17 protein-coding genes, 1 tRNA gene and 1 rRNA gene (1 of these 19 only partly in view) are annotated in these 22389 nt (G+C 42.2%); 9 read left to right on the forward strand and 10 right to left on the reverse strand.

What is annotated here, in order from left to right; genetic code table 11:
* Nucleotides 1–2: 2 nt before the first annotated feature.
* Complete coding sequence (locus ACSYSH_RS05070; RefSeq protein ID WP_252773318.1) at nucleotides 3–914, reverse strand: ABC transporter ATP-binding protein; 912 nt, start codon at nucleotides 912–914, stop codon at nucleotides 3–5.
* A 428-nt stretch (nucleotides 915–1342) separates the two neighbouring features.
* Complete coding sequence (gene tyrS / locus ACSYSH_RS05075; protein ID WP_252773317.1) at nucleotides 1343–2590, reverse strand: tyrosine--tRNA ligase; 1248 nt, start codon at nucleotides 2588–2590, stop codon at nucleotides 1343–1345.
* A 470-nt stretch (nucleotides 2591–3060) separates the two neighbouring features.
* Here tyrS and ACSYSH_RS05080 point away from each other — a divergent pair, with 470 nt between their 5' ends.
* On the forward strand, nucleotides 3061–4914 hold the full coding sequence (locus tag ACSYSH_RS05080; RefSeq protein ID WP_491702248.1) for an FAD/NAD(P)-binding protein: 1854 nt from the start codon (nucleotides 3061–3063) through the stop codon (nucleotides 4912–4914).
* Between the two features lie 60 nt (nucleotides 4915–4974).
* Here the strand turns inward: ACSYSH_RS05080 and ACSYSH_RS05085 are convergent, their stop codons facing one another.
* The 7 genes from ACSYSH_RS05085 to rpmH all read right to left on the reverse strand — a co-directional run bounded on the left by ACSYSH_RS05085 (nucleotide 4975) and on the right by rpmH (nucleotide 9308).
* Complete coding sequence (locus ACSYSH_RS05085; protein WP_252773315.1) at nucleotides 4975–5868, reverse strand: alpha/beta hydrolase; 894 nt, start codon at nucleotides 5866–5868, stop codon at nucleotides 4975–4977.
* Nucleotides 5869–5997: 129 nt separating this feature from the next.
* Nucleotides 5998–6171, reverse strand: a complete 174-nt coding sequence (locus tag ACSYSH_RS05090) for a hypothetical protein (protein WP_252773314.1) — start codon at nucleotides 6169–6171, stop codon at nucleotides 5998–6000.
* Between the two features lie 30 nt (nucleotides 6172–6201).
* Nucleotides 6202–6699, reverse strand: coding sequence for an MscL family protein (locus ACSYSH_RS05095; protein WP_252773313.1), 498 nt, complete (start codon nucleotides 6697–6699; stop codon nucleotides 6202–6204).
* 78 nt (nucleotides 6700–6777) lie between these two features.
* A complete protein-coding gene (locus tag ACSYSH_RS05100; protein WP_252773312.1) occupies nucleotides 6778–7701 on the reverse strand; it encodes a magnesium transporter CorA family protein in 924 nt (307 codons plus the stop codon).
* Between the two features lie 180 nt (nucleotides 7702–7881).
* Nucleotides 7882–8730: a membrane protein insertase YidC gene (locus tag ACSYSH_RS05105; protein WP_489816144.1), complete on the reverse strand. Its 849-nt coding sequence runs from the start codon at nucleotides 8728–8730 to the stop codon at nucleotides 7882–7884.
* Entirely contained in the window at nucleotides 8714–9076 is a 363-nt protein-coding gene (gene rnpA, locus ACSYSH_RS05110; RefSeq protein WP_252773310.1) for a ribonuclease P protein component, read from the reverse strand. The genes ACSYSH_RS05105 and rnpA overlap by 17 nt, the downstream gene beginning before the upstream one ends.
* A gap of 97 nt (nucleotides 9077–9173) precedes the next feature.
* Nucleotides 9174–9308 (reverse strand): 50S ribosomal protein L34, encoded by a 135-nt coding sequence (rpmH, locus tag ACSYSH_RS05115; protein ID WP_047975516.1) that lies wholly within the window; start codon nucleotides 9306–9308, stop codon nucleotides 9174–9176.
* Nucleotides 9309–9815: 507 nt separating this feature from the next.
* Between rpmH and dnaA the strand changes: the two genes are divergently transcribed.
* From dnaA to gyrA, 6 genes are all read left to right on the forward strand, one after another.
* The gene (gene dnaA / locus ACSYSH_RS05120) at nucleotides 9816–11195 is read left to right on the forward strand and encodes a chromosomal replication initiator protein DnaA (protein WP_252773309.1); all 1380 of its coding nucleotides are present in this window, start codon (nucleotides 9816–9818) and stop codon (nucleotides 11193–11195) included.
* Between the two features lie 177 nt (nucleotides 11196–11372).
* Nucleotides 11373–12506, forward strand: a complete 1134-nt coding sequence (gene dnaN, locus ACSYSH_RS05125) for a DNA polymerase III subunit beta (protein WP_252773308.1) — start codon at nucleotides 11373–11375, stop codon at nucleotides 12504–12506.
* A 205-nt stretch (nucleotides 12507–12711) separates the two neighbouring features.
* Nucleotides 12712–13113, forward strand: coding sequence for a S4 domain-containing protein YaaA (yaaA, locus tag ACSYSH_RS05130; RefSeq protein WP_252773307.1), 402 nt, complete (start codon nucleotides 12712–12714; stop codon nucleotides 13111–13113).
* Nucleotides 13104–14222 carry a DNA replication/repair protein RecF gene (gene recF, locus ACSYSH_RS05135; RefSeq protein ID WP_489816147.1) on the forward strand — a complete coding sequence of 373 codons (1119 nt, stop codon included), beginning with the start codon at nucleotides 13104–13106 and terminating at the stop codon, nucleotides 14220–14222. Before yaaA ends, recF begins: the two co-directional genes overlap by 10 nt.
* 23 nt (nucleotides 14223–14245) lie before the next feature.
* Entirely contained in the window at nucleotides 14246–16240 is a 1995-nt protein-coding gene (gyrB, locus tag ACSYSH_RS05140) for a DNA topoisomerase (ATP-hydrolyzing) subunit B (protein ID WP_489816532.1), read from the forward strand.
* Nucleotides 16241–16272: 32 nt separating this feature from the next.
* A complete protein-coding gene (gyrA, locus tag ACSYSH_RS05145; RefSeq protein ID WP_252773305.1) occupies nucleotides 16273–18849 on the forward strand; it encodes a DNA gyrase subunit A in 2577 nt (858 codons plus the stop codon).
* Nucleotides 18850–19221: 372 nt separating this feature from the next.
* Here gyrA and ACSYSH_RS05150 read toward each other — a convergent pair whose 3' ends face one another.
* Entirely contained in the window at nucleotides 19222–19977 is a 756-nt protein-coding gene (locus ACSYSH_RS05150; RefSeq protein WP_489816148.1) for a LytR/AlgR family response regulator transcription factor, read from the reverse strand.
* A gap of 710 nt (nucleotides 19978–20687) precedes the next feature.
* Here ACSYSH_RS05150 and ACSYSH_RS05155 point away from each other — a divergent pair.
* Nucleotides 20688–22238 (forward strand): 16S ribosomal RNA (locus tag ACSYSH_RS05155).
* 95 nt (nucleotides 22239–22333) lie between these two features.
* Nucleotides 22334–22389 (forward strand) — tRNA-Ala (locus ACSYSH_RS05160) (it continues 17 nt past the right edge of the window).

Here is a 22389-nt window from a genome sequence, read left to right on the forward strand (position 1 = left end):
GACTAGGCCCGAGTGGCGTCAGTTGACAATACCGTTAACAAATGATCTTCTAAGTTTCCTTGACCCGTTTGAATATCTGTCACTTCAAGCCCTTCATCGGTGGCCAATTTCAGCACCTTTTGTGCTGTCACGTCGCCCTGAACAGAAATCAAGACACGGTCATCACCCATCGAGGCATCCCAACCCGCAGCCTTGGCGACAGCCAACATCTTGTCATTATCACTCGTTTGAACCTTAACCTGGGTCTTTCCTTCGGCCAAGAAGTCGACCATTTTTTCACGACGCAAGATTTTTCCCTTATTAATAATCACAACATCATCAGCCAAACGTTGCAATTCGTCCAACAGGTGTGAAGAAATCAAGAAGGCGACACCCTTATCAGCTAGCGAACGAATCAAGGCACGAATGTCATGAACAGATTGTGGGTCCAAACCGTTCATTGGTTCATCCAAAACAACAAACTTTGGATTACGAATTAAAGCGATGGCAATCCCAAGGCGTTGCTTCATTCCCAATGAGAATTTTTTTGCCTTACGCTTACCAAACTTTTCGCCGTCAATTCCAGTAATCTTCATCAATTCATCAATGTCTGCATGATCTTTGGCATCCATGGCATAGTATGTCATATGGTCACGTGCAGTGAAATTAGGATAAATCGCTGGATATTCAATCAAATTACCCATTTTTGCCAGCGACTTATTCTTAGCAAAGCGAATTGTTTCATCATCAAAGATGATTTCTCCATCGCTATATGACATTAATCCAGTGATTGCGCGCATTGCTGTCGACTTCCCAGCCCCGTTAGGACCAATCAACCCAACAATTCGCCCAGGTTCAGCGGAAAACGAAACGTTATCCAAAGCCTGGTAAGAACCGAAGTTCTTTGACACGTGATGCAGTTCTAGTAATGACATTACCTATGTCTCCTTTGTCTTGATACTGATCTGAGGATAATTTTGCGCTACCGGTCTTTTTCTTTGACAAGTTCAACACCGTCGCAAAAATCAGTCTCTTTGGCCATTATAACAAAGACCGGCAAGCATTCAAAAGCCCAGCGTCCATCACCGATGAAGTTTCAGGTAGTAAAAGGCCCCCTGATAAAAATCAGGGGGTCGTCCATCTGCTGAACCTCCATCTCGGCACGGGAGAGAAGGTATAAATTAGGTTTAGAGAGAAGTATTTATAGATGTGCCGAGATGAAGTTTTTGATGTCCGATATATCGCTATATCGATACTGTAAGTATAGGGAATTGAGATTAAACTAAAATTAAAGAAAAAGATTTCTTTTTCTTTATTTTTTTAAAGAAAAAAAGTGCCTTAGAGACTCGCATGTCCCCTTTTCTTACTTAACCGTTCCCAAGAAATACTTTTTCTTACCACGGCGTACTAAGATATATTGACCGTCATAATTGGTGCTTGGATCAACTTCTGCCGCCACGTCTGTTTCCTTTTGACCGTTAATGGTAATTGCACCGTTCGTCACGTCTTCTCGTGCTTGACGCTTAGACTTTTCAATACCAGCGTCAACCAAGAAGTCCACTACATTTTGCTGAGCACTAGTTGTTTCAAATCCTGGAACACCAGCGAAAACATCGCGAATTTGTTGAGTAGAAAGGGTTGCAACATCACCCGAGAACAATGCCTTGGAAAGTGCCTCCGCCTCTTTTACAGCTGCTTGACCATGAACAAAGGCCGTCACTTCTTCCGCTAGGCGCTTTTGACCCAGACGGGCACCAGGGTTTTCAGCAACTTCCTTTTCCAAATCAGCAATTTCTTCAGGGCTCAAGAAAGTAAAATACTTCAGGTACTTAACAACGTCTTCATCACGTTGGTTATACCAGAACTGGTAGAACGTGTATGGTGATGTCTTTTCAGCGTTCAGCCAAATAGCATTTCCTTCTGATTTTCCAAACTTCTTTCCCGTAGAGTCCGTCATCAATGGAATTGTCAATCCAAAAGCCGGTGCTTCAGAACCTTCAACCGTATGAATCAAATCAACACCGGCGGTAATGTTCCCCCACTGATCAGAGCCACCAATTTCCAAGCGAACGTTTTCTTCGCGCCAGAGGTGTAAGAAATCAACGGCTTGCAAAATTTGGTAAGTGAATTCAGTATAAGAAATTCCGGTTTCCAAACGAGAAGCAACAACATCCTTCTTCAGCATGACATTAACAGAGAATAATTTTCCATAATCTCGTAAAAATTCTGGCAAGGTCATTGGGCTCAGCCAATCAGCATTGTTGACGATTGTCGTTCCGTCCGCTCCGAAGAGCTTGGTTACTTGGGTGGCAATTCCTTGTTCGTTAACCTTTAATTGCTCTTCTGAGAGTAGCTGGCGCTCAGTTGTTGGCCGAGGGTCCCCAATTGATCCGGTTGCCCCACCAACAATAATCACGGCTTTCCCACCGGCTTTTTGGAAACGCTTCAAGACCATAAATGGAATCAAATGTCCCAAGTGCAGCGAATCAGCTGTTGGATCAGTGCCGACATAAGCGCCGATTTGGCCGGCCGCCATTGCCTGCAACAACCCCTCTTCATCAGTCACCTGGTTTAAGGCCCCACGCCACTTCAAATCTTCAATAAAATTCATTTTACTTTCCTCCATTGATTACCGGTACGTTCGTCTCAGTTAGAAATCAGGACAAAAAAAAGCCCTAATCATAACTGATTAGGGCGAATTGTCCGCGGTACCACCTAAATTGCCTCTTGAAGGCCACTCATTTAGTCTTAACGCGACTCGACGTCATCGATTCCTGTTGTGTAACTCAGCTTAAGATGGGATAGCTTACAGCGACCGCTAACTTTCTGTCTTTTCCATGGAAGTAAACTTTTGCCAACAGATGATACGTCTATTATAACAAATTCTTTTTTTATTTGGGATATACTTTGTTTAGTTACCTTTTTTTTCAATCATATTTAGAGTAGAATTAGTTTAAGAAATATTATAAATTTTAGACACATTTAATCGCAATGTTTCTAACCTTTTTTCAAAAATGCATTTTCATAGCTAGCGCTTACTTTATCGTTGGCTTTTTATTTTCACTTGATACAGGAGTCCCCATGCAAATTGCTTTAATTGGAGCGGGTCCGAGAAATCTAGCTATTCTCGACCGCCTTATTCAAAAAGCTGATTCAAACCAGGCCTTAACAATTAATATTTTCGACCCTTACCCGGTTGGTGGCCGCGTTTGGAATCCTTTTTTTGAAAATAATCAAACTTATTTAATGAATACGAATCCCAATCAGGTAACGTTGTTTAATGATTACGATATCGGTCAACGTCGTGGTGAAGATTTAACACCAAACCTGCTTACTTGGGCGCAATCTTACGCACTGCCCTTCTTAAAACAACATCACGAATATCCAATGGCTTACCGAGAGGAAGTTTTGTCACTAACATCAATGACTGCCTATGCTTCCCGTGGTTTAATGGGTGTCTATGCTGCTTGGTTTTTTGAAGAAATTCTCAAAAATTGTCCTAGTAACCTTTCAGTACGTTTTCACCAAGTCGCCGTCAAAAGCTTATTAGAAGCTAATCCCGGTTTTAACATGACCACTACCGACTATAATCATTTTTTTGCTGATAAAGTCGTCTTGGCTTTGGGTCACCTTGATGCCGAGTTAAGTGAGAAGAAGAAAGACTTGGAAAAATTTGCAAAAGAAAGGGGCTTTCACTATTATCCCGCCTCTCACCCAGCGGAAAATGATTTTTCTAGCCTGAATGAAAATGATACTGTTTTGGTTCAGGGACTTGGTCTTTCCTTTTTTGATGACCTCCTGTCTTTGACAGCTGGTAAAGGTGGTTTCTTTTTGACTAAAAAGGATGGTTCACTTGTTTACCACCCATCTGGTCATGAGCCACATTTGATTATTGGTTCTGGTTCGGGGCTTCCTCCTCGATCACACGGCCTTAATCAAAAAGGGGCAAATGAGTTGTATCAACCTCGTTTTTTCACGCTGGAACGTATGCAGCAAATCGCAAAAGATCACGGTGGTCACCTGCCCTACAATACTTTTCGCCACGTCTTAGACCAAGAGTTGACTTACAAATATCTCATTAACCAAGTCAATCTGCTTGATAAACTATCCGATACAAAAAAAGAAGAAATTTTGGATTTTCTAGAAAATCCAAAAAATTGGCAGCATGTTAATCAAAAGTTTCATCTTAAATTAGATGTGAACATTTCTTGGGAAAAGGAAGCAACTCCTTCCCGCGATGTTACCTCTCTTGCTGCTTTTCGGAAATTTTTCGTTCAGCATTTGAAAGAAGATATTGATTCTGCCTTTCTCGGTAATGATAAATCGCCCTTAACAGGAGCCTATGACATTTTGCGTGATGTTCGTGGTACTGTCCGAACACTTTATAATGAACGTCTTTTTGATGAAGATGATTATCAAAAACTCTTAACTGACTTCAAACTCTTTGATACACAACTATCAGTGGGTCCGCCATTAATCCGAACACGGCAACTTTTGGCTTTAATTAAAGCCAAGCTCGTTACTATCGCCGGTCCAAATTTCAGTGTCGCCCATAACCAACAATTTTTTACAGCAACTGATCGTTTTGCTGAACATTTTCAAGGAACTGCTCTCATCGAAGCGCGTCTTGGTCGACCCGATTTTCGCACGGCTAAGAGTCCGTTGCTAAAATCTCTCCGCAAAAATGGTTTAATTGTTGGTGACAACCGAATTATTAACCAGGATGGTACTGCTCCTTTAGCCAACACCATCAAAGTTGACTTAAAAAACTTTACGGTTTATAACAAGGAAAACCAATCAATTCCAAACTTGTTTGTTACTGGTGTTCCTTTAGAAGGTCAAAGTTGGTTCACAACAGTAATCCCCCGACCACACGTTCAAACAATCGCCTTCACTGAAGCTGCCACAGTTGTGAAGCAAATTTTAAACCAATAAAAAGAAGGTAGGAATCCAATCCTACCTTCTTTTTTTGTTCTAAAGTATCTTTACCGTTGCTCAGTCATTATTTTTTAAAAAAGCAAGTTTTTCTTGATAAATCTCTGGTGTGTCATAATCAAAAATACCATGTCGACCACCTGTAATAAGATGGCAGGTAGCTTTTTTTGCTGTCATTTTCTGATAACGAGTAATTAAATCAAGGCTTTGTTGATAAGGCACAACTTGATCATCACTACCCGCATAGGCTAATACAGCTGGTGTCTTTTGAGTAAAGTAATTGGCTGGATTTGCCTGACTAACACCAATTGGATTTTCACCAACTGCTAGTCCTGCTAAGGCGAGTCCTTCAAACGAATTTGCCTGGCCAGATTCTACATACTTAGGTTGAATCCCCTCTTCTTGAAACTGACGGGCAAATTGGTCAAATTCATAAGGTCCATAATTGGCAATCACATGTTTAATTTCTGGCAAATCAGTTAAGTCGTCGGCTGCTGAAACTCGTCCTAATTTCACTTTAGCCGTAACAGATGCGGCAGTCAGCATTGCCAGCTGTGCTCCGGAAGATTCTCCAATTAAATCAACACTATTGGCTTCTAACTGATATTTCTGTGCATCTTTTTTAGCTTTTGCCAAAACTGCACGAATTTCTGCTACTTGTTTTGGAAAAGAAAATGATTTTGTCGAAATCAGTGCATAGTTCATTGAAATGACGGCATAGCCTTCTTTGACAAATTTCAATGAAGGTCCTAACTTAAAGGATGACTTCACCCCTCGAATCAGTCCACCCCCCTGAAGATCCAAAATGATTGGGTGCCGTTGGTCACCAGCTGGTAGGTAAATATCAAAAAGCTGATAATCTTCTGGACCATATTTTTGGTTTTTGATAACGTGGCTAACGTAGTCAGGTACTACAACAGGATCGATTGTTACCTGAGCATCTTTAAATAGCATTTTCCGTCCTTCCTGTGTTTCACGTGAAACAACCGTTCAAGTGTTTCACGTGAAACACCACCGAAAAAGTAAAGAAAAAGCTAAGAAAGAATCTTAGCTTTAAATAATATTACTGTTCTTTACTTTTTCTTAATCATTTATATCATTACGACGATTGTCCCACAAATAGGCAATCAGCAAAATGACTGTTCCCAAGTTGGCGCAAACAAGAGAAAAACCTTCCTGCTTGAAAATCCAACTGGCAATCGAAATAAACATCAAAACCAAGGCGACAATCGTGACAATAACTGTTGTTTGCTTCATATTTTTTCCTCTCTCCTTAGAGTAACTCTTTTACTTCTTTTCTGCTAGTGTCTGCAAAACTTTTTGCTGCAGTTCATTATTCTTTTTAATCAAATCGTTGTTTTCTCGTTGCAGTTTCTGCAAAGCCATCATATCTTCATGAGGTTCATCATAACCCCATTTTTCACTTTCCGAATTAATTAACTTATTATTAATCAATTGAATTGTATAATATACCGCCAACGCAATCGAAATCATTGTTAAAAATGAGGTGATAAACTCAGACCAAGCCTGTTGCGTTGCTGCAAAATATAATGGATGGTTTTTGGTAAAGAGCCAACGCCAGACAAAGGAAATAAAACTAGCTAATAAACTCACTAAATCTTTGATTGCTCCACCAAAAGCATTTCCAACAACAACCGAAATCACAAAAGTTAACAGATTCGGTGCAAACAAAAAGCGGCGGAAAGAAACCCAGCCAACAGAAGATTTCTGTAACAGCAAATCTCGTTGCTCGATAAATTCATTTTTCCGTTTTTTTTTCGACATAACATCCTCACAACATTCGAAATATAATTGTTATAAATTTATTATACGGCAATGTAGCATAAAAATCAGGTTCATTATTTACTTTTTCAAAAAACCATAATGATGGAACAAATAGATTGCACCAATCATCATTAAGAACATGATAATGATGGTCACCCACCACCCAGAAGCACCATGAGCAAAGGGTAAATAATCAACGTTTTCACCATAAAAACCAGAAACAATCGTTGGAATTGTAAAGACAATAGAATAGACAGTTAAGACCTTCATCGTCCAATTCAAATCACGATTACCAAGTGAGCCTGTCGCATCAGCAACAGCATTAATCACTTCCATTGCTAAACCAGCCATGTCGCGCGCCTGCTCAACCTCAACCCGAACAGCATCTAATCGATCCAAGTCGGCTTCCGAAACATGGTTCTCATATGAGCGTCGAATCTGATCAAACATAATTAAATCATTCGCCAACGAATTTTGGAGATAAATCATTTGAATTTGCAGGTGCAATAAATCATTGGTGTGTTTCGTTAGTTGCTTACGACTACTAAATTGTGCTTGAATTGCCCGTCTTTGTCGATTAATTTCAGTAATTTCATCACCAAACATTGTCATTAACGGATAAATACCCGTCACCATAAATTCGAAAACTGACATTTCTTCATCATTTGTTCGATGAAAGGTTGTATCGCCATTTAAAAAATTCTTCTTAATATAGTTCGTTGGACGATGCGCAAAAGTATATAAGTCACCATGAACCAAAACAATTCCTAAAGGACGAGTTAAAACCGGTTCCGGTTCAGCGGAGATAACATCTAAAATAATCAAGGCTTCGTCGGCCTCAGGATCAAATTCCATTCGAACACTTTCATTATGGTCATCCGCATAGCCAATCATTTGTTTTGTTAAACCATGGTCGTCCAAAAGTGTTTTCTCATCTGCAGAACTCATATCGGTAATATGGTACCAAGAAAACTTTGGTGTCTGCTTTAACATTTCAATCATGATGACCCTCCCTCACTGATTTTTAAAAGAAAATAACACTAGGTATCATAGCAAAAAAAACAGTCTAATTAAACCATCGTTGCTTAAACTTTCAAGACCATCAAACAGACATCTTCACTATAAAAGGAATCAAAAAAAATCACAGCAAGAACTTGCTGTGACTTCATTTAAACAATACAATTAGCGCTTTTTACGCTTCTTTGAGCGTTGGGCCTTACGAACCTTACGTGCCTTCGCTTTTTCCAAAGCCAAGGCCTCTTCTCGCTCGCGGCGCATCTTGAATGGGTTTTGCAAGAAGAACGTTTGCACCATTTGGAACAAGTTTCCAACCACCCAATAAAGAGAAACGGCAGAAGGAACAGCTAAGGCTGTGAACAAAATTAGAAAAGGAAAGACATATGGCATTGCTTTCGTCATCGCATTTTGCTGCGGATTGGCCTGGGTTGACAACCATGACGAACCAAAGGTAAACAAGGCAGCCAAAATTGGCAAGACGAAATAAGGATCTTGGTGTCCCAAATTCAACCAAAGAAATGAGCCTGAACGTAACACAGGTGAATTGTGAATTCCCTGATACAAGGCAATCAAAACCGGCATTTGAACTAACAAAGGCAGCATTGAGGCAAAAGGTGAAATACCGCGGTCCTTGTACAGTTGTTGCTGAGCAGCAGCTAGCAACTGCCGACTTTCAGTATCACGACCAGGATAAGTATCTTGCAAGGCCTTAATTTCATCTTGCAAGCCCTGCATTTTCTTCATGGAATCAACCTGATAAACCATTAATGGCAAAATCAGAAAACGAACAAAAACCGTAAAGACAATGATTCCAAGTCCAAAAGAAGACGAAAACCAGGAAGAAACGCCCAAAATAGAACGAATAAAGATGGCAACAAAACCACCCCACAAGCCAGAACCTGCCACATGGCCACTATATGAATGGTCAGCAGCAATGATGCCCACCATTGCCAATGCTGCTAAGAGCAGCGGCAAAAAGCCAATTGTTTTTACCCATTTATTGATTCGAGTCATGATTTTCTTCCTTTAAAAGTTTCGCAAGCTTTAGTACATGTTCAAGTTGTTTCTTAATAAAAGCTTGGGACTGGTGTGCTGCAGCTGGTCTGGCAATCACTAAGATATCAACATCTGAATTCAACACTGGTTTTAATTCCAAAAAAGCTTGTCGAATTCGTCTTTTAACAAAAACCCGGTCATGGGCCTTACCGACTTTTTTACCAACTGAAAGCCCGAGACGGAAATGTTTTTGATTCTGTTTTTTTAACCGATATAAGACAAAATACTTATTTGCCACCGATTGATGGTGGTCAAAGACGTTTTGAAATTCGGCTGGTTTTTTAATCCGAAATGTCTTGCGCATGGTCTCTTACCTAAATCACCGTTCACTTATGTACACAGGAAAACCCTGCATTAAAAATCCAATAAAAATAAAAAGGCCACTGCATGCAGCGACCTGATTAGGCAGATAATACCTTACGGCCCTTAGCACGACGGCGAGCCAATACCTTACGGCCATTGCTAGTGCTCATACGCTTACGGAAACCGTGTACGCGTTCGCGATGACGCTTCTTTGGTTGGAATGTACGCTTCATCTATATTTCCTCCATTAATAATTTGTCTGCAAAATTTCTTGCAATTCGAGACTAATCATACCATGGATACGCCGTTGAGGCAAGTTTTGCACCAAAGTCGCCAGCAAAAACACTAAAAATTTTAAAATTGGCTCAAATCAGCTTTCCACGCCTTTATCCAAAAGAAAACCACAAGGTTGTGGACATAAGGGGACAATAATTGTCTTTTCACGCCTTATGCACGACTTATCCACATATCCACAGGCTGGGGACTGCTTTCTGGGGATAACGTTGAAAAAGTCAGACAAAACGAAATTAGTCCACTTTGTGGCGTTGATAACTTTGTTGATATGTGGATAACCCGAAAATTTGTTCCCTTTCTTCTCCACATGACAGACAGTTATTAGTCCCCAAGCGGGATAACTTTCTTTTTATCCTCTTTCCTGTGGATAACTAGTCTTTACCCCTTTTTTTTGCTATAATATTCAGCATAGCTTCATCCTTTATCTACTTTTCTTGGAGATTTACATGGCAAAACAACTTGATCCCGACGTCCTTTGGAAAGAGGTCAGTCTCAGACTTTACAAAACAACTGGTCCTGTCAGTTTTGAAGCAATGATTGCCCCACTTACGCCGCTTGGCTTTAAAGATGGCAAACTTGTTTTATCTGTTCCGACCGACCATGCCGCTGATATCATTCAAGCATGGAATACACAACAGTATGCGATGGATTTCGTCCAGCATGCCAACGAAATTACCGGCGACTTCATTCGACCAGAACTAAAAGTCGAAGAAGACAGCGAAACTGAAACAAGCGGTAACTTCAATGGCTACAATGAACCGACCCAAATTCCTTTCTCCCAAGAAAACGATTTAAATTCTGATTTTACCTTTGATAAATTCGTCAAAGGGGCCGGAAACGAAAACGCCTTAGCAGTTGCCTTAGCAGTTGCTGAAGCACCCGGCAAGGTCTATAACCCCTTCCTTATTTATGGAGGGGTTGGTCTGGGTAAGACACATTTGATGCAGTCAATCGGTAATGAATATGCAACTACCCACCCAAATGCCAGCATCAAATATGCAACTGCAGAAGACTTTTTAAATGACTTTACGGATTCACTTCGTGAAGGAAACAAAGCCGATTCCAATGCGACGGCTAAATTTAAAAAAACATATCGATCGCTGGATATGCTTTTAATTGATGATATTCAGTTCTGGTCTGGTAAAGAAAAGGTGCAAGAAGAGTTCTTCAATACTTTTAACGCCTTAACCAAGGCTGGTAAGCAGATTGTGATGACTTCCGACCGCTATCCAACTGATATTCCAGACTTACTGACTAGGTTGACCTCCCGCTTTGAAGCGGGAATTACCCAGGACATTCAAAAGCCCGATTTACCAACCCGGGTCGCAATTTTGCGCAACTTGCAAGAACGCAATGATCTAGATATTCCAAACGAGGTACTGGAACTAATTGGCGAAAAGATTGATACCAACGTCCGTTCTTTGGAAGGCGCTTTTCATAAGTTTGAAGCCAAGATTCGCTTCATGAACAAGCCGGCAACCATTGAAACGGCCCAATCAATTTTGACCGAGCTAAACATTGACCAAGGCAAAAAGATTACGGTAGAGCGGATTCAAGAAACCGTTGCTAACTACTTTATGCAAACAATTGCCGATATGCAGGGATCTAGACGGCAAGCTGATTTAGTAACGGCAAGACACATCGCCATTTACCTCACCCGAACCATGACAAATAAATCCTTACCAGATATTGGTCGATCATTTGGTGGTCGCGACCACTCATCGATTTCACATGCCTACAACAAGGTAGCTGAACAGGTCGAAACGGAACCAAAAACAAAGGAACTGATTGAAGACCTGGCCAATGAGATAAAAAACGGGAAATAGGCCTTGTGGACAACACTCCCTTTTCTAGCAAGTTAGTCCCAAAGTTATCAACAGGTAAAAAGCGAGTAAATTAGGACTGATTCTTCAATCCCCCGTTTCCACAGCCCTTATTATTACTACTAGTTAAATAATACTAATATAATATAGATGTACCGACCATAAAGGAGGCCGTACGCCATGAAATTTTCGATTAACCGTCAAGCCTTTATCAAAGCTTTAAATGATGTTGCTCGCGCAATTTCATCTCGAACAACCATTCCGATTTTGACTAACATTAAATTAGAGTTGTCCGAAGAAGACCTGGTCTTAACGGGATCAAATGCTGATATCTCAATTAAAATCGCATTGGAAGCAAGTGATACCACTAATGAATTAGTAATTGAAAATACAGGTGGTATTACCCTCCCCGCAACTTTCTTTATTAATATTGTCAAGCATTTACCTGCTGACAAAATGACACTTGAAATTGATGGTTTGCAAGCTTTGATTACTTCTGGTTCAGCATCATTTAAAATTAATGGCCAACCAAGTTCAGCTTATCCAAAATTACCGGAACTAACGGAAAGCAAATCATTAAAGGTTTCCGCTGCTCAATTAGTTGAAATTATTGCCCAAACAAAAATTTCAGCTTCAACGCAAGAAAGTCGTCCAATTTTAATGGGAATTCATTTAACGTTGGATGGCAACCAAATTAAAGCTGTTACAACTGATTCACACCGCTTGTCGCAACGAATCGTAACGTTAACTGGAACAGAAAATACTGATAAAATATCGGTTATTATTCCAGCAAAGGCCTTTAATGAATTGCAATCATTGTTAGATGGACAAAATCGTGTTGAAATTAAGCTTTCAACCAACCAGGCTGCTTTTATCTTTGGTAAGACGACTTTCTATTCACGCTTGTTGGAAGGAAATTATCCAGAAACAGATCGCTTGATTCCAAATGAAGCAACTACCGAACTGCAAATTGATGCGGCCGTTTTGTCAGGTGCCATCGATCGTGCTTCGTTGCTGTCACACGAATCACGCAATAACGTGATTTTGCTGACCATTAAAGATGGCCAAGCACAACTTTCTGGAAATTCACAAGAAGTTGGTCAAGTAAAGGAAGAGCTGACAGCAAAAAAGGTTGTTGGTGAAGATTTGGAAATTTCTTTTAATCCAGATTATGTTCGTGATGCCTTGCGCGTTTTGCAGGGAAGAACGGTTGAATTGAAGTTTACAACTAACTTACGGCCTTTCATCATCATCCCTGAAGGTGAAACCGATAATAAACAACTCCAATTGGTAACACCAGTACGCACATTTTAATTAATTCTTTAGAAAAGAACATCTTCTTTGGTTGATGTTCTTTTTTTGTGCCAATTTGCACAAGGAAGCCTGCTGCTACTTTTTTATCTGTTTGGCATGAATGTCCAAAACAAAGAAATTAAGCTAAAAACGGCTCTCAGGGGCAAATTAGCGTAAGTATGGTATAATAACGGAGTAAGTATTTACCAAGAAATCGGGGAAAACGATGGCTGAACGCGTAGCAATTAAAACCGCTTATATCACCCTGGCTCAGTTGCTTAAAATGGAAAACATTATTGCTTCTGGTGGCCAGGCAAAAGCTTTTCTCGCTGAGCAATCAGTGTTGTTAAATGGCGAAGAAGAAAATCGCCGGGGTAAGAAATTGTACCCAGGTGACCAGGTTGACTTCCAAGAAACGCGCTATTTGATTGATAACCAAAGCGCAGAGGAAGAGGCCGAAGAAGCTGAAAAACAGGCAATCTTAGCTCGATTTGCTGCTAGTCAAAAGCAAGCAGCACACAAGGAAAAGAAACGCCAAACAGCGCTTGCTCGTCAACAACGAGCAAGTAACAAAGCGGTTCAGCGGTCATCGAAGCAAAAGCCAAGTGGACCAGGATCTTGGAACTAAGCGATTTATCTCTCAACCATTTCCGTAATTATGATCAAACTGATTTGCATTTCCAAAGTGGGATTAACGTCTTTTTGGGTGAGAATGCCCAAGGAAAGACAAACCTCTTGGAAAGTATTTATGCACTGGCATTAGCTCGCTCCCACCGGACAAAAACTGATAAGGATTTGATTCAGTGGGGACAAAAAGAGGCAAAAATTGCTGGTCGAATCAAAAATCGGTTTGGTCAAACGCCCCTTTCCCTTTCTTGGTCTGCTAAAGGCAAGCAGGCTCGGGTTAATCATCTTGATCAATCCCGGCTGTCAACTTACATTGGTCAGCTAAACGTCATTTTATTTGCTCCGGAAGACCTGGATTTGGTTAAGGGAGCACCGACGATTAGGCGCCGTTTTATCGACATCGAGTTTGGACAAATGAACAAACTCTATCTACAGCAAAGTAGCCAATACAAAAAAATTCTCAAAGAACGCAATGCCTATCTAAAGGCCTGGGCCCAGGGTGGCCAGCGCGACCAGATTTTTTTAGATGTCTTAACTGAGCAGCTAATCGACGTCGCTAGTCAAATTATTTTGGCTCGACAGCAATTTTTAATCAAATTAGAAGCCCAGGCAAATCAAATTCATCAGGAAATAGCCAGTCAAAAAGAGGTTTTAACCTTGCATTACCAAACGGCGATTCCAGTTGAAGTGGAGATGCAAAAAGATCAAGTGCAAGAGGCTCTTTTGTTGGTCTTTGAGAAGAATGCCGAGCGTGAAAAGCGGCAAGGCACTACTTTGGCAGGTCCACATCGAGATGATTTTATTATTGATGTCAACCAAGCCAATGTGGCGGTTTTTGGCTCGCAAGGACAACAGCGGACGGCGGCCTTAGCCTTAAAGCTTGGTGAAATCGAATTGATGCATCAAGAAACGGGTGAGTATCCCGTCTTGCTCTTGGATGATGTTTTAAGTGAGTTGGATGCCAACCGGCAAACGCACCTTTTAATGGCTATTCAAGACAAGGTTCAAACCTTTATCACGGCCCCTTCCCTAACGGAAGTGGCCCGTCAGTTGATCAAGGAACCAAAAATTTTTATCGTCAAAGCTGGTCATGTGCAAGTGGAAGAGTAGCCATGATGGCGTAAAGGAGAATGATGGCAGAGCAAGAGTATCCAGAAAATCAAGAAGTGGCCGCAGTAAATCCGGAAGAAGCAAGTCAAATGCATACGGATGCGGATGCCTATAATGCTGACCAAATCCAAGTTTTGGAAGGGTTAGAGGCCGTTCGAAAGCGCCCTGGAATGTATATTGGGACAACAACGGCCCAAGGTTTGCACCACCTGGTTTGGGAAATTGTCGATAATGGAATCGATGAAGCCCTTGCCGGTTTTGCTAGTCATATCACCGTGACCATCGAGAAAGATAACTCGATCACCGTAACGGATGATGGTCGTGGGATTCCGGTTGATATCCAGTCAAAGACGGGCAAGCCAGCCTTGGAAACCGTTTTTACAATTTTGCACGCCGGTGGAAAATTTGGCGGTGGCGGATATAAGGTTTCTGGTGGTCTGCACGGAGTTGGGGCCTCAGTTGTTAACGCCCTTTCAACGGCACTGGATGTCCAAGTTGTTCGTGATGGTCAGCTTTACTATATGGACTTTCAAACCGGTCATGTCAAAACAAAAATGACTAAAAAAGATGGGCCATTGCCAATTGAACGAGGAACAATCGTTCATTTCAAGCCCGATGCTGATATTTTCCAAGAAACAACTGTTTATAACTATCAAACTCTGTTAACCCGTGTTCGAGAATTAGCCTTCTTGAACAAAGGGTTGCGGATTTCAATTGAGGATAAGCGTTCGGATGAACCCCTTAGTGAATCTTTCCATTTTGAGGGTGGGATTAAGGAATACGTTTCTTTCCTTGACGAAGATAAGCAGGCTTTGTTTGACCAACCAGTTTATGTTGAGGGTGAGGAGAACGGCATTGTCGTTGAAGTTGCCTTACAATATACAACGGGTGTCAAAGAAAATCTGAAAACATTTACCAATAACATCAACACCTATGAAGGTGGGACGCACGAAACCGGCTTTAAGACAGCTTTAACCCGAGTAATTAATGACTATGCTCGCAAACAAAAGATTATTAAAGAAGGGGCCGAATCATTAACCGGAGAAGATGTCCGGGAAGGGATGACGGCCATTGTTTCGATTAAGCACCCAGACCCTCAATTCGAGGGACAAACAAAGACAAAGTTGGGGAATTCGGATGCCCGGCAGGCGACTGACCGGATGTTCTCTGAGACTTTTTCACGCTTTATGCTTGAAAACCCAGTAGTTGCTAAGCAAATCGTTGAAAAAGGTTCGCTCGCTCAACGTGCCCGGTTATCAGCTAAACGGGCGCGCGAAATGACCCGGAAGCAGTCGGGCTTGGAAATTTCGAATTTGCCTGGTAAATTAGCCGATAACACTTCAAAGGATCCTGAAATTTCAGAACTTTTTATTGTTGAGGGTGATTCTGCCGGTGGTTCAGCTAAGCAGGGTCGTAACCGTTTGACACAGGCTATTTTGCCAATTCGTGGAAAAATCTTGAACGTTGGGAAAGCAACTCTTGACCGAGTTTTGGCCAACGAAGAAATTCGTTCGCTCTTTACAGCGCTAGGTTCTGGTTTTGGGGATGACTTTAATGTTGAAAAAGCCAATTACCACAAAATTATTATCATGACGGATGCCGATGTCGATGGTGCCCATATTCGGACCTTGTTGTTGACGCTGTTTTATCGCTATATGCGTCCAATGGTCGATGCTGGCTATATTTATATTGCGCAACCACCTTTGTACGGTGTTTCTTTGGGAAATTCCAAGACCATGACTTATTTGGATTCTGATAAAGAACTAGAAGACTACTTAGCTCAATTACCAAGTAATGCCAAGCCAAAGGTGCAGCGCTATAAGGGTCTTGGCGAGATGGATTACGACCAATTAGCGGATACCACGATGGATCCTGCTAACCGAAGGTTGTTACGGGTTGACCCGGCCGATGCCCAAGAAGCTGATGCTGTGATTGATATGTTGATGGGTGGCGATGTGCCACCACGGCGTCAGTTTATTGAGGATAACGCGGTCTTTGTTCAAGACCTCGATATTTAATTGTCGGTCGTGTTTGACGAGGAGTAAATGAAATGCCAGAAGAAATGGATACTCGGATTCAAAATACGCATTTGTCCGAGCAAATGAAGACGTCATTCTTGTCCTATGCCATGTCAGTAATTGTGGCTCGGGCTTTGCCTGACGTCCGTGATGGGATGAAGCCTGTTCATCGTCGAATCCTTTATTCGATGATTGAGCAAGGCAATACGCCAGATAAACCCCATAAAAAATCAGCCCGTATTGTCGGGGATGTTATGGGTAAGTACCACCCTCACGGTGATTCAGCAATCTATGAATCAATGGTCCGAATGGCGCAGGACTTTTCATACCGCTACTTGTTGGTAGATGGCCATGGAAACTTTGGTTCTGTTGATGGTGATAGTGCCGCTGCCATGCGATATACGGAAGCTCGTTTGTCGAAAGTGGCAATGGAAATGGTCCGTGACCTGAATAAGGATACGGTTGATTTCGTGCCAAACTACGATGGTGAGGAACGCGAACCGGAGGTTCTACCTGCTCGAATTCCGAACCTCTTGGTCAACGGTGCAACCGGAATCGCCGTTGGAATGACAACCAATATTCCAACGCATAATTTGGGCGAGGTCATTTCGGCCTTGCATATCTTGATGAACAAACCGGAGGCGACGACGGCTGATTTGATGGAAGCACTACCTGGTCCTGATTTCCCAACTGGTGGAATCGTCATGGGTAAGGCTGGTATCCGCAAGGCTTATGAAACCGGTCGGGGCACAATAACGATTCGGGCTAAGGTCGATATTGAAACGACAAAATCAGGTCGAGAACAGATTATCGTGACAGAACTCCCCTACGCCGTTAACAAGGCGCGTTTGATTGAACGGATTTCGGAATTAGCTCGCGATAAGAAGATTGAAGGCATTACCGGTATTCGTGATGAAACCGACCGTGAAGGTTTGCGGATTTCAATCGATGTCCGACGAGATTCTTCCGCATCGGTTATTTTAAATAATTTGTACAAGCAAACCCTTTTGCAGACTGGGTTCTCTTTCAACATGTTGGCCATCGACCATGGTGCTCCGAAGACGCTGAGTTTGAAGGAAATCCTGGTGGCCTATCTGGACCACCAGCGTTCTGTCATTCGTCGTCGGACAAGCTTTGACTTAAAGAAGGCTGAAGCACGGGCACATATTTTAGAAGGTTTGCGCATTGCCCTTGACCACATTGATGCAATTATCAATATTATTCGTTCATCCAAGACTTCTGATGAAGCCAAGACACGTTTGATTGAGGGCTATGACCTCTCGGACAAGCAGTCACAGGCCATCTTAGACATGCGTTTGGTCCGGTTGACCGGTTTGGAACGCGATAAGCTAGAAGACGAATACCAAAAGTTGGTTGCTTTGATTGCTGATCTGAAGGATATCTTGGCCCACCAAGAACGCATCGATCAGTTGATCTATGATGAATTGCTTGAAATCCAAAACCGTTTTGGTGATCCTCGTCGGACAGAATTGCAAGTTGGTGATGTTACCAGCATCGAAGACGAAGATTTGATTGAAGAAGAAGATGTCATTGTTACTTTGACTAATAACGGCTACATCAAGCGGGTGCCAGCGAGCGAGTTTAAGGCACAAAACCGTGGTGGTCGTGGTGTTCAAGGGATGAATCTGAATGATGAAGACTTTGTGGACCAGTTGGTTAACCTTTCAACCCATGACTCTCTCTTCTTCTTTACCAACAAGGGAAAGGTCTATCGGATGAAGGGCTATGAGATTCCTGAATATGGTCGTCAGGCTAAGGGAATCCCTGTGATTAATCTTTTGAACTTTGAAGAAGATGAAAAGATTCAATCCCTTCTATCTGTTAGTGGTAATCCAGCTGAAAGCCAAGATAATCTCTTCTTTGTTACTCGCAAGGGTGTCGTTAAGCGGACACAGGTACAAGACTTTGCCCACATTCGAACATCTGGCTTGAAAGCATTGACCCTACGTGACGATGATGAAATTTTGAAGGTCTTGCAAACAGATGGTTTGCAAAATATTGTGATTGCCACGATGAATGGTTACTCCGTGACCTTCGCGGAAGAAGCGGTCCGACTAATGGGTCGTGGTGCTGCTGGTGTACGAGGAATCAACTTGCGTGACGGAGATGAAGTGATCGGTGCCGATATCTTAACTCCGGACTCGAAGGTCTTTGTGATTAGTCAAAAGGGCTATGGGAAGCAAACAGCAGCTGCTGAATACCCTGTTAAGGGTCGTGGCGGTAAAGGGATCAAGACGGCAACAATCACCGAAAAGAACGGACCACTGGCTGCCATGGTCACTGTTGATGGCGATGAAGACATTATGGTCACTACTGACCAGGGCGTTATGATTCGCTTCAGCGTTGATACAGTTAGTCAAACCAGTCGAGCAACGCAAGGCGTTCGTTTGATTCGTTTGGAAGACGACAGCAAGGTAGCAACCTTGACGAAATTGGAACCAGTTGAGATGGACGAAGATAGTCCAGAAGCTGCTTTGGTTCAAAGCCAAGAAGCAGCAGATAATAGCCAGTCCCCTGTTAGCGACCAAGTTAGTGACTTAGTTGCTCGAGCAGAGGCTGACCAAAACGATACAGATTCTGAGCAATAATCAAAATAAAACACCACAATAGTCAGGGACAAATTGTCTGTGATTAAACCGTGGTGTTTTTATTTTAGAAAAATAAAATGAAGAGGTTGGCATCTTAAGCCCATCAAGATATGATAATAGCTAGCAATAATATTAGATAATTTTCGGAATGGATCGGGATGTGATAGAAAGCAACTTTAATTTTTGGGAGTTGCTGTTTGCTGTTATTTTCAGTAAGTGGCCGCCATCCTTTGTTGATGACGTTAAGGCGAATGATATTGGGAGTAATAAGTGATTTTGAATCAGTGATTTTCTTTTTTTGTTTAGCAAATCGTTTCAATCAGTTTTAAAAACATCACAACTACACTATCTGTGGTCGTGATGTTTTTTCTTTTAATCGTTGCGTTTGAAGTTTGGATTTTCATCTTTGCTCGGTGGTTCAGTAAACCAAGTTGTGTGCATTCGGACTTCGCTTGCATAGCGACGAGAAACCGGTAAAGCGTTGCCAGTTGAGAGCGTAATAATTTTTTTCTTGGGTTGGTAGTCCTTTAAATAGTTTAAATTAATGGCAAAGCTTGAGTGAATCTGACAAATATCTTTATGGAGTGGGACAATGGTTTTAAGTGTTGCCCTGATTTTCGTGATACGGTCGTGTTCATGCAAAATGAGGTGGTGAGTCCCTTTTTCACAAGAGATGTAAATGACATGTGTTAAATCAACCAAAATTGACCGTGTTCCGTTTGGAAAACGTACAAAATTTGGTTTTGTGTAAAAAATTTTGTGAAGATTGTATTGGGCCTTTTCAATGGCACGTAAAAGACGCTTTTGAAAAGTTAAATCACGGTCATTCTTAATAATGAAGTCTAAAACCCCAACTTGGTATTCGAAACAATAATTAGCCAAACGACTATCTTCCGCTAAGAGAATGATTTGGGCGTTGGGATTGTTCTTCTTAACTAATTCGGCAGTTTGAAAGCCAATCTTTTCGTGACCGCGGATCTCCAAATCAATAATCAAAATTGGACCTCGTTTATTTGAGCGAATCGCGAGTAAAAGTTCTCGTGGAGTTTCAAAAATATATGGATCGATTAAGATTTTACGGAACAAGCGCTGGTCACGCTTCTTTGTTGTTAGAATATAGCAAGCCATATTCGCCTCCTTTCCCGTTTAGACACCTTTCTAAATCAATGATTGAAATTGATTAGTACTATTAGATAAAGAATAAATTCTATATTAATTATACGAAAACCATAATTTTTTACCACAAATATTTACAAAAAGTCGCATTTTTAATCATATTTAGATAAATGTTAAATTTAAAGGAGTGTAAAGTACAGTATTTTTTTACAATAAATTAACAAAAAGTAGTCATCATCGAAAAATGTACAATAACGCCTTTTAACGTAATCAAAACTTTCAAAAAATTATTAAAAAAGTGTTGACGAGTAGTCAGGTAGGCGCTATACTAGTTATTGTTCGTTACGAAGCAAAGCTGCTTCGAGCGAGGCGCTGGTTGTCAGAGATGACCGGCAGTTGATAAAAGTTCATCAGAAAGTTGTTGACAAGCTTCAACATTCCTGATAAACTAATCAAGTTGCCCTAACAAAGCAACTCAAATAACTTTCTAAATTAGTTGTTGACTTTAGGTCACAGCTAAGGTAAGATAAATGAGTTGCCCAACAAGGCATCGCACATTGAAAACTGAACAAAACTTTGAACAAACAAATCTGTAACGGTGGCTACTTGGTAAGTAGTCACAAACAAATTTGCGAAGTCAATTCGTAACAAACAATAAACGGATAGGCGTTATCGAGAGATAGCAACTAGTCAGTTTAATCGAAGAGCAATCTTCAAACTTTTAACATGAGAGTTTGATCCTGGCTCAGGATGAACGCTGGCGGCGTGCCTAATACATGCAAGTCGAACGCGCAGCGAAGAGTGCTTGCACTCTTCAAGCGAGTGGCGAACGGGTGAGTAACACGTGAATAACCTACCGAAAAGCAGGGGATAACATTTGGAAACAGATGCTAATACCGTATAAAACGTGCTGTCGCATGACAAAACGTTAAAAGGTCCGTTTGGACCACTTTTTGATGGATTCGCGGTGCATTAGTTAGTTGGTGGGGTAAAGGCCTACCAAGACAATGATGCATAGCCGAGTTGAGAGACTGACCGGCCACATTGGGACTGAGACACGGCCCAAACTCCTACGGGAGGCTGCAGTAGGGAATCTTCCACAATGGGCGCAAGCCTGATGGAGCAACGCCGCGTGTGTGATGAAGGCTTTCGGGTCGTAAAGCACTGTTGTATGGGAAGAACGGTAAGGGTAGGAAATGATCTTTACATGACGGTACCATACCAGAAAGGGACGGCTAAATACGTGCCAGCAGCCGCGGTAATACGTATGTCCCGAGCGTTATCCGGATTTATTGGGCGTAAAGCGAGCGCAGACGGTTCGATAAGTCTGAAGTGAAAGCCCACAGCTCAACTGTGGAAGTGCTTTGGAAACTGTCGAACTTGAGTGCAGTAGAGGTAAGTGGAACTCCATGTGTAGCGGTGGAATGCGTAGATATATGGAAGAACACCAGTGGCGAAGGCGGCTTACTGGACTGCAACTGACGTTGAGGCTCGAAAGTGTGGGTAGCAAACAGGATTAGATACCCTGGTAGTCCACACCGTAAACGATGAACACTAGGTGTTAGAGGGTTTCCGCCCTTTAGTGCCGAAGCTAACGCATTAAGTGTTCCGCCTGGGGAGTACGACCGCAAGGTTGAAACTCAAAGGAATTGACGGGGACCCGCACAAGCGGTGGAGCATGTGGTTTAATTCGAAGCAACGCGAAGAACCTTACCAGGTCTTGACATCCTTTGAAGGTACTAGAGATAGTGCTGTTTTCTTCGGAAACAAAGTGACAGGTGGTGCATGGCCGTCGTCAGCTCGTGTCGTGAGATGTTGGGTTAAGTCCCGCAACGAGCGCAACCCTTATGTTTAGTTGCCAGCATTCAGTTGGGCACTCTAGACAGACTGCCGGTGACAAACCGGAGGAAGGCGGGGACGACGTCAGGTCATCATGCCCCTTATGACCTGGGCTACACACGTGCTACAATGGCGTATACAACGAGCAGCGAACTCGCGAGGGTAAGCGAATCTCTTAAAGTACGTCTCAGTTCGGATTGTAGTCTGCAACTCGACTACATGAAGTCGGAATCGCTAGTAATCGCGGATCAGCATGCCGCGGTGAATACGTTCCCGGGTCTTGTACACACCGCCCGTCACACCATGGGAGTTTGTAATGCCCAAAGCCGGTGGCCTAACCTTTTAGGGAGGAGCCGTCTAAGGCAGGACAGATGACTGGGGTGAAGTCGTAACAAGGTAGCCGTAGGAGAACCTGCGGCTGGATCACCTCCTTTCTAAGGATAATCGGAGCGTTACAGGGACGTCAGAGTCAATTTGATTTGTGCAAAGTTTTGTTTAGTTTTGAGTGCGTGAAGCACAACCAGCGCATGGGGGATTAGCTCAGCTGGGAGAGCACCTGCTTTGCAAGCAGGGGGTCAGCGGTTC

The sequence above is a fragment of the Fructobacillus sp. ESL1117 genome, from assembly GCF_058508565.1.

Bases quoted from the DNA above. Each gene is read 5' to 3' on its own strand.
- ACSYSH_RS05070 (WP_252773318.1), bottom strand. From the start codon at position 914: ATGTCATTACTAGAACTGCATCACGTGTCAAAGAACTTCGGTTCTTAC.
- tyrS (WP_252773317.1), bottom strand. From the start codon at position 2,590: ATGAATTTTATTGAAGATTTGAAGTGGCGTGGGGCCTTAAACCAGGTG.
- ACSYSH_RS05080 (WP_491702248.1), top strand. From the start codon at position 3,061: ATGCAAATTGCTTTAATTGGAGCGGGTCCGAGAAATCTAGCTATTCTC.
- ACSYSH_RS05085 (WP_252773315.1), bottom strand. From the start codon at position 5,868: ATGCTATTTAAAGATGCTCAGGTAACAATCGATCCTGTTGTAGTACCT.
- ACSYSH_RS05090 (WP_252773314.1), bottom strand. From the start codon at position 6,171: ATGAAGCAAACAACAGTTATTGTCACGATTGTCGCCTTGGTTTTGATG.
- ACSYSH_RS05095 (WP_252773313.1), bottom strand. From the start codon at position 6,699: ATGTCGAAAAAAAAACGGAAAAATGAATTTATCGAGCAACGAGATTTG.
- ACSYSH_RS05100 (WP_252773312.1), bottom strand. From the start codon at position 7,701: ATGATTGAAATGTTAAAGCAGACACCAAAGTTTTCTTGGTACCATATT.
- ACSYSH_RS05105 (WP_489816144.1), bottom strand. From the start codon at position 8,730: ATGACTCGAATCAATAAATGGGTAAAAACAATTGGCTTTTTGCCGCTG.
- rnpA (WP_252773310.1), bottom strand. From the start codon at position 9,076: ATGCGCAAGACATTTCGGATTAAAAAACCAGCCGAATTTCAAAACGTC.
- rpmH (WP_047975516.1), bottom strand. From the start codon at position 9,308: ATGAAGCGTACATTCCAACCAAAGAAGCGTCATCGCGAACGCGTACAC.
- dnaA (WP_252773309.1), top strand. From the start codon at position 9,816: ATGGCAAAACAACTTGATCCCGACGTCCTTTGGAAAGAGGTCAGTCTC.
- dnaN (WP_252773308.1), top strand. From the start codon at position 11,373: ATGAAATTTTCGATTAACCGTCAAGCCTTTATCAAAGCTTTAAATGAT.
- yaaA (WP_252773307.1), top strand. From the start codon at position 12,712: ATGGCTGAACGCGTAGCAATTAAAACCGCTTATATCACCCTGGCTCAG.
- gyrB (WP_489816532.1), top strand. From the start codon at position 14,246: ATGGCAGAGCAAGAGTATCCAGAAAATCAAGAAGTGGCCGCAGTAAAT.
- gyrA (WP_252773305.1), top strand. From the start codon at position 16,273: ATGCCAGAAGAAATGGATACTCGGATTCAAAATACGCATTTGTCCGAG.
- ACSYSH_RS05150 (WP_489816148.1), bottom strand. From the start codon at position 19,977: ATGGCTTGCTATATTCTAACAACAAAGAAGCGTGACCAGCGCTTGTTC.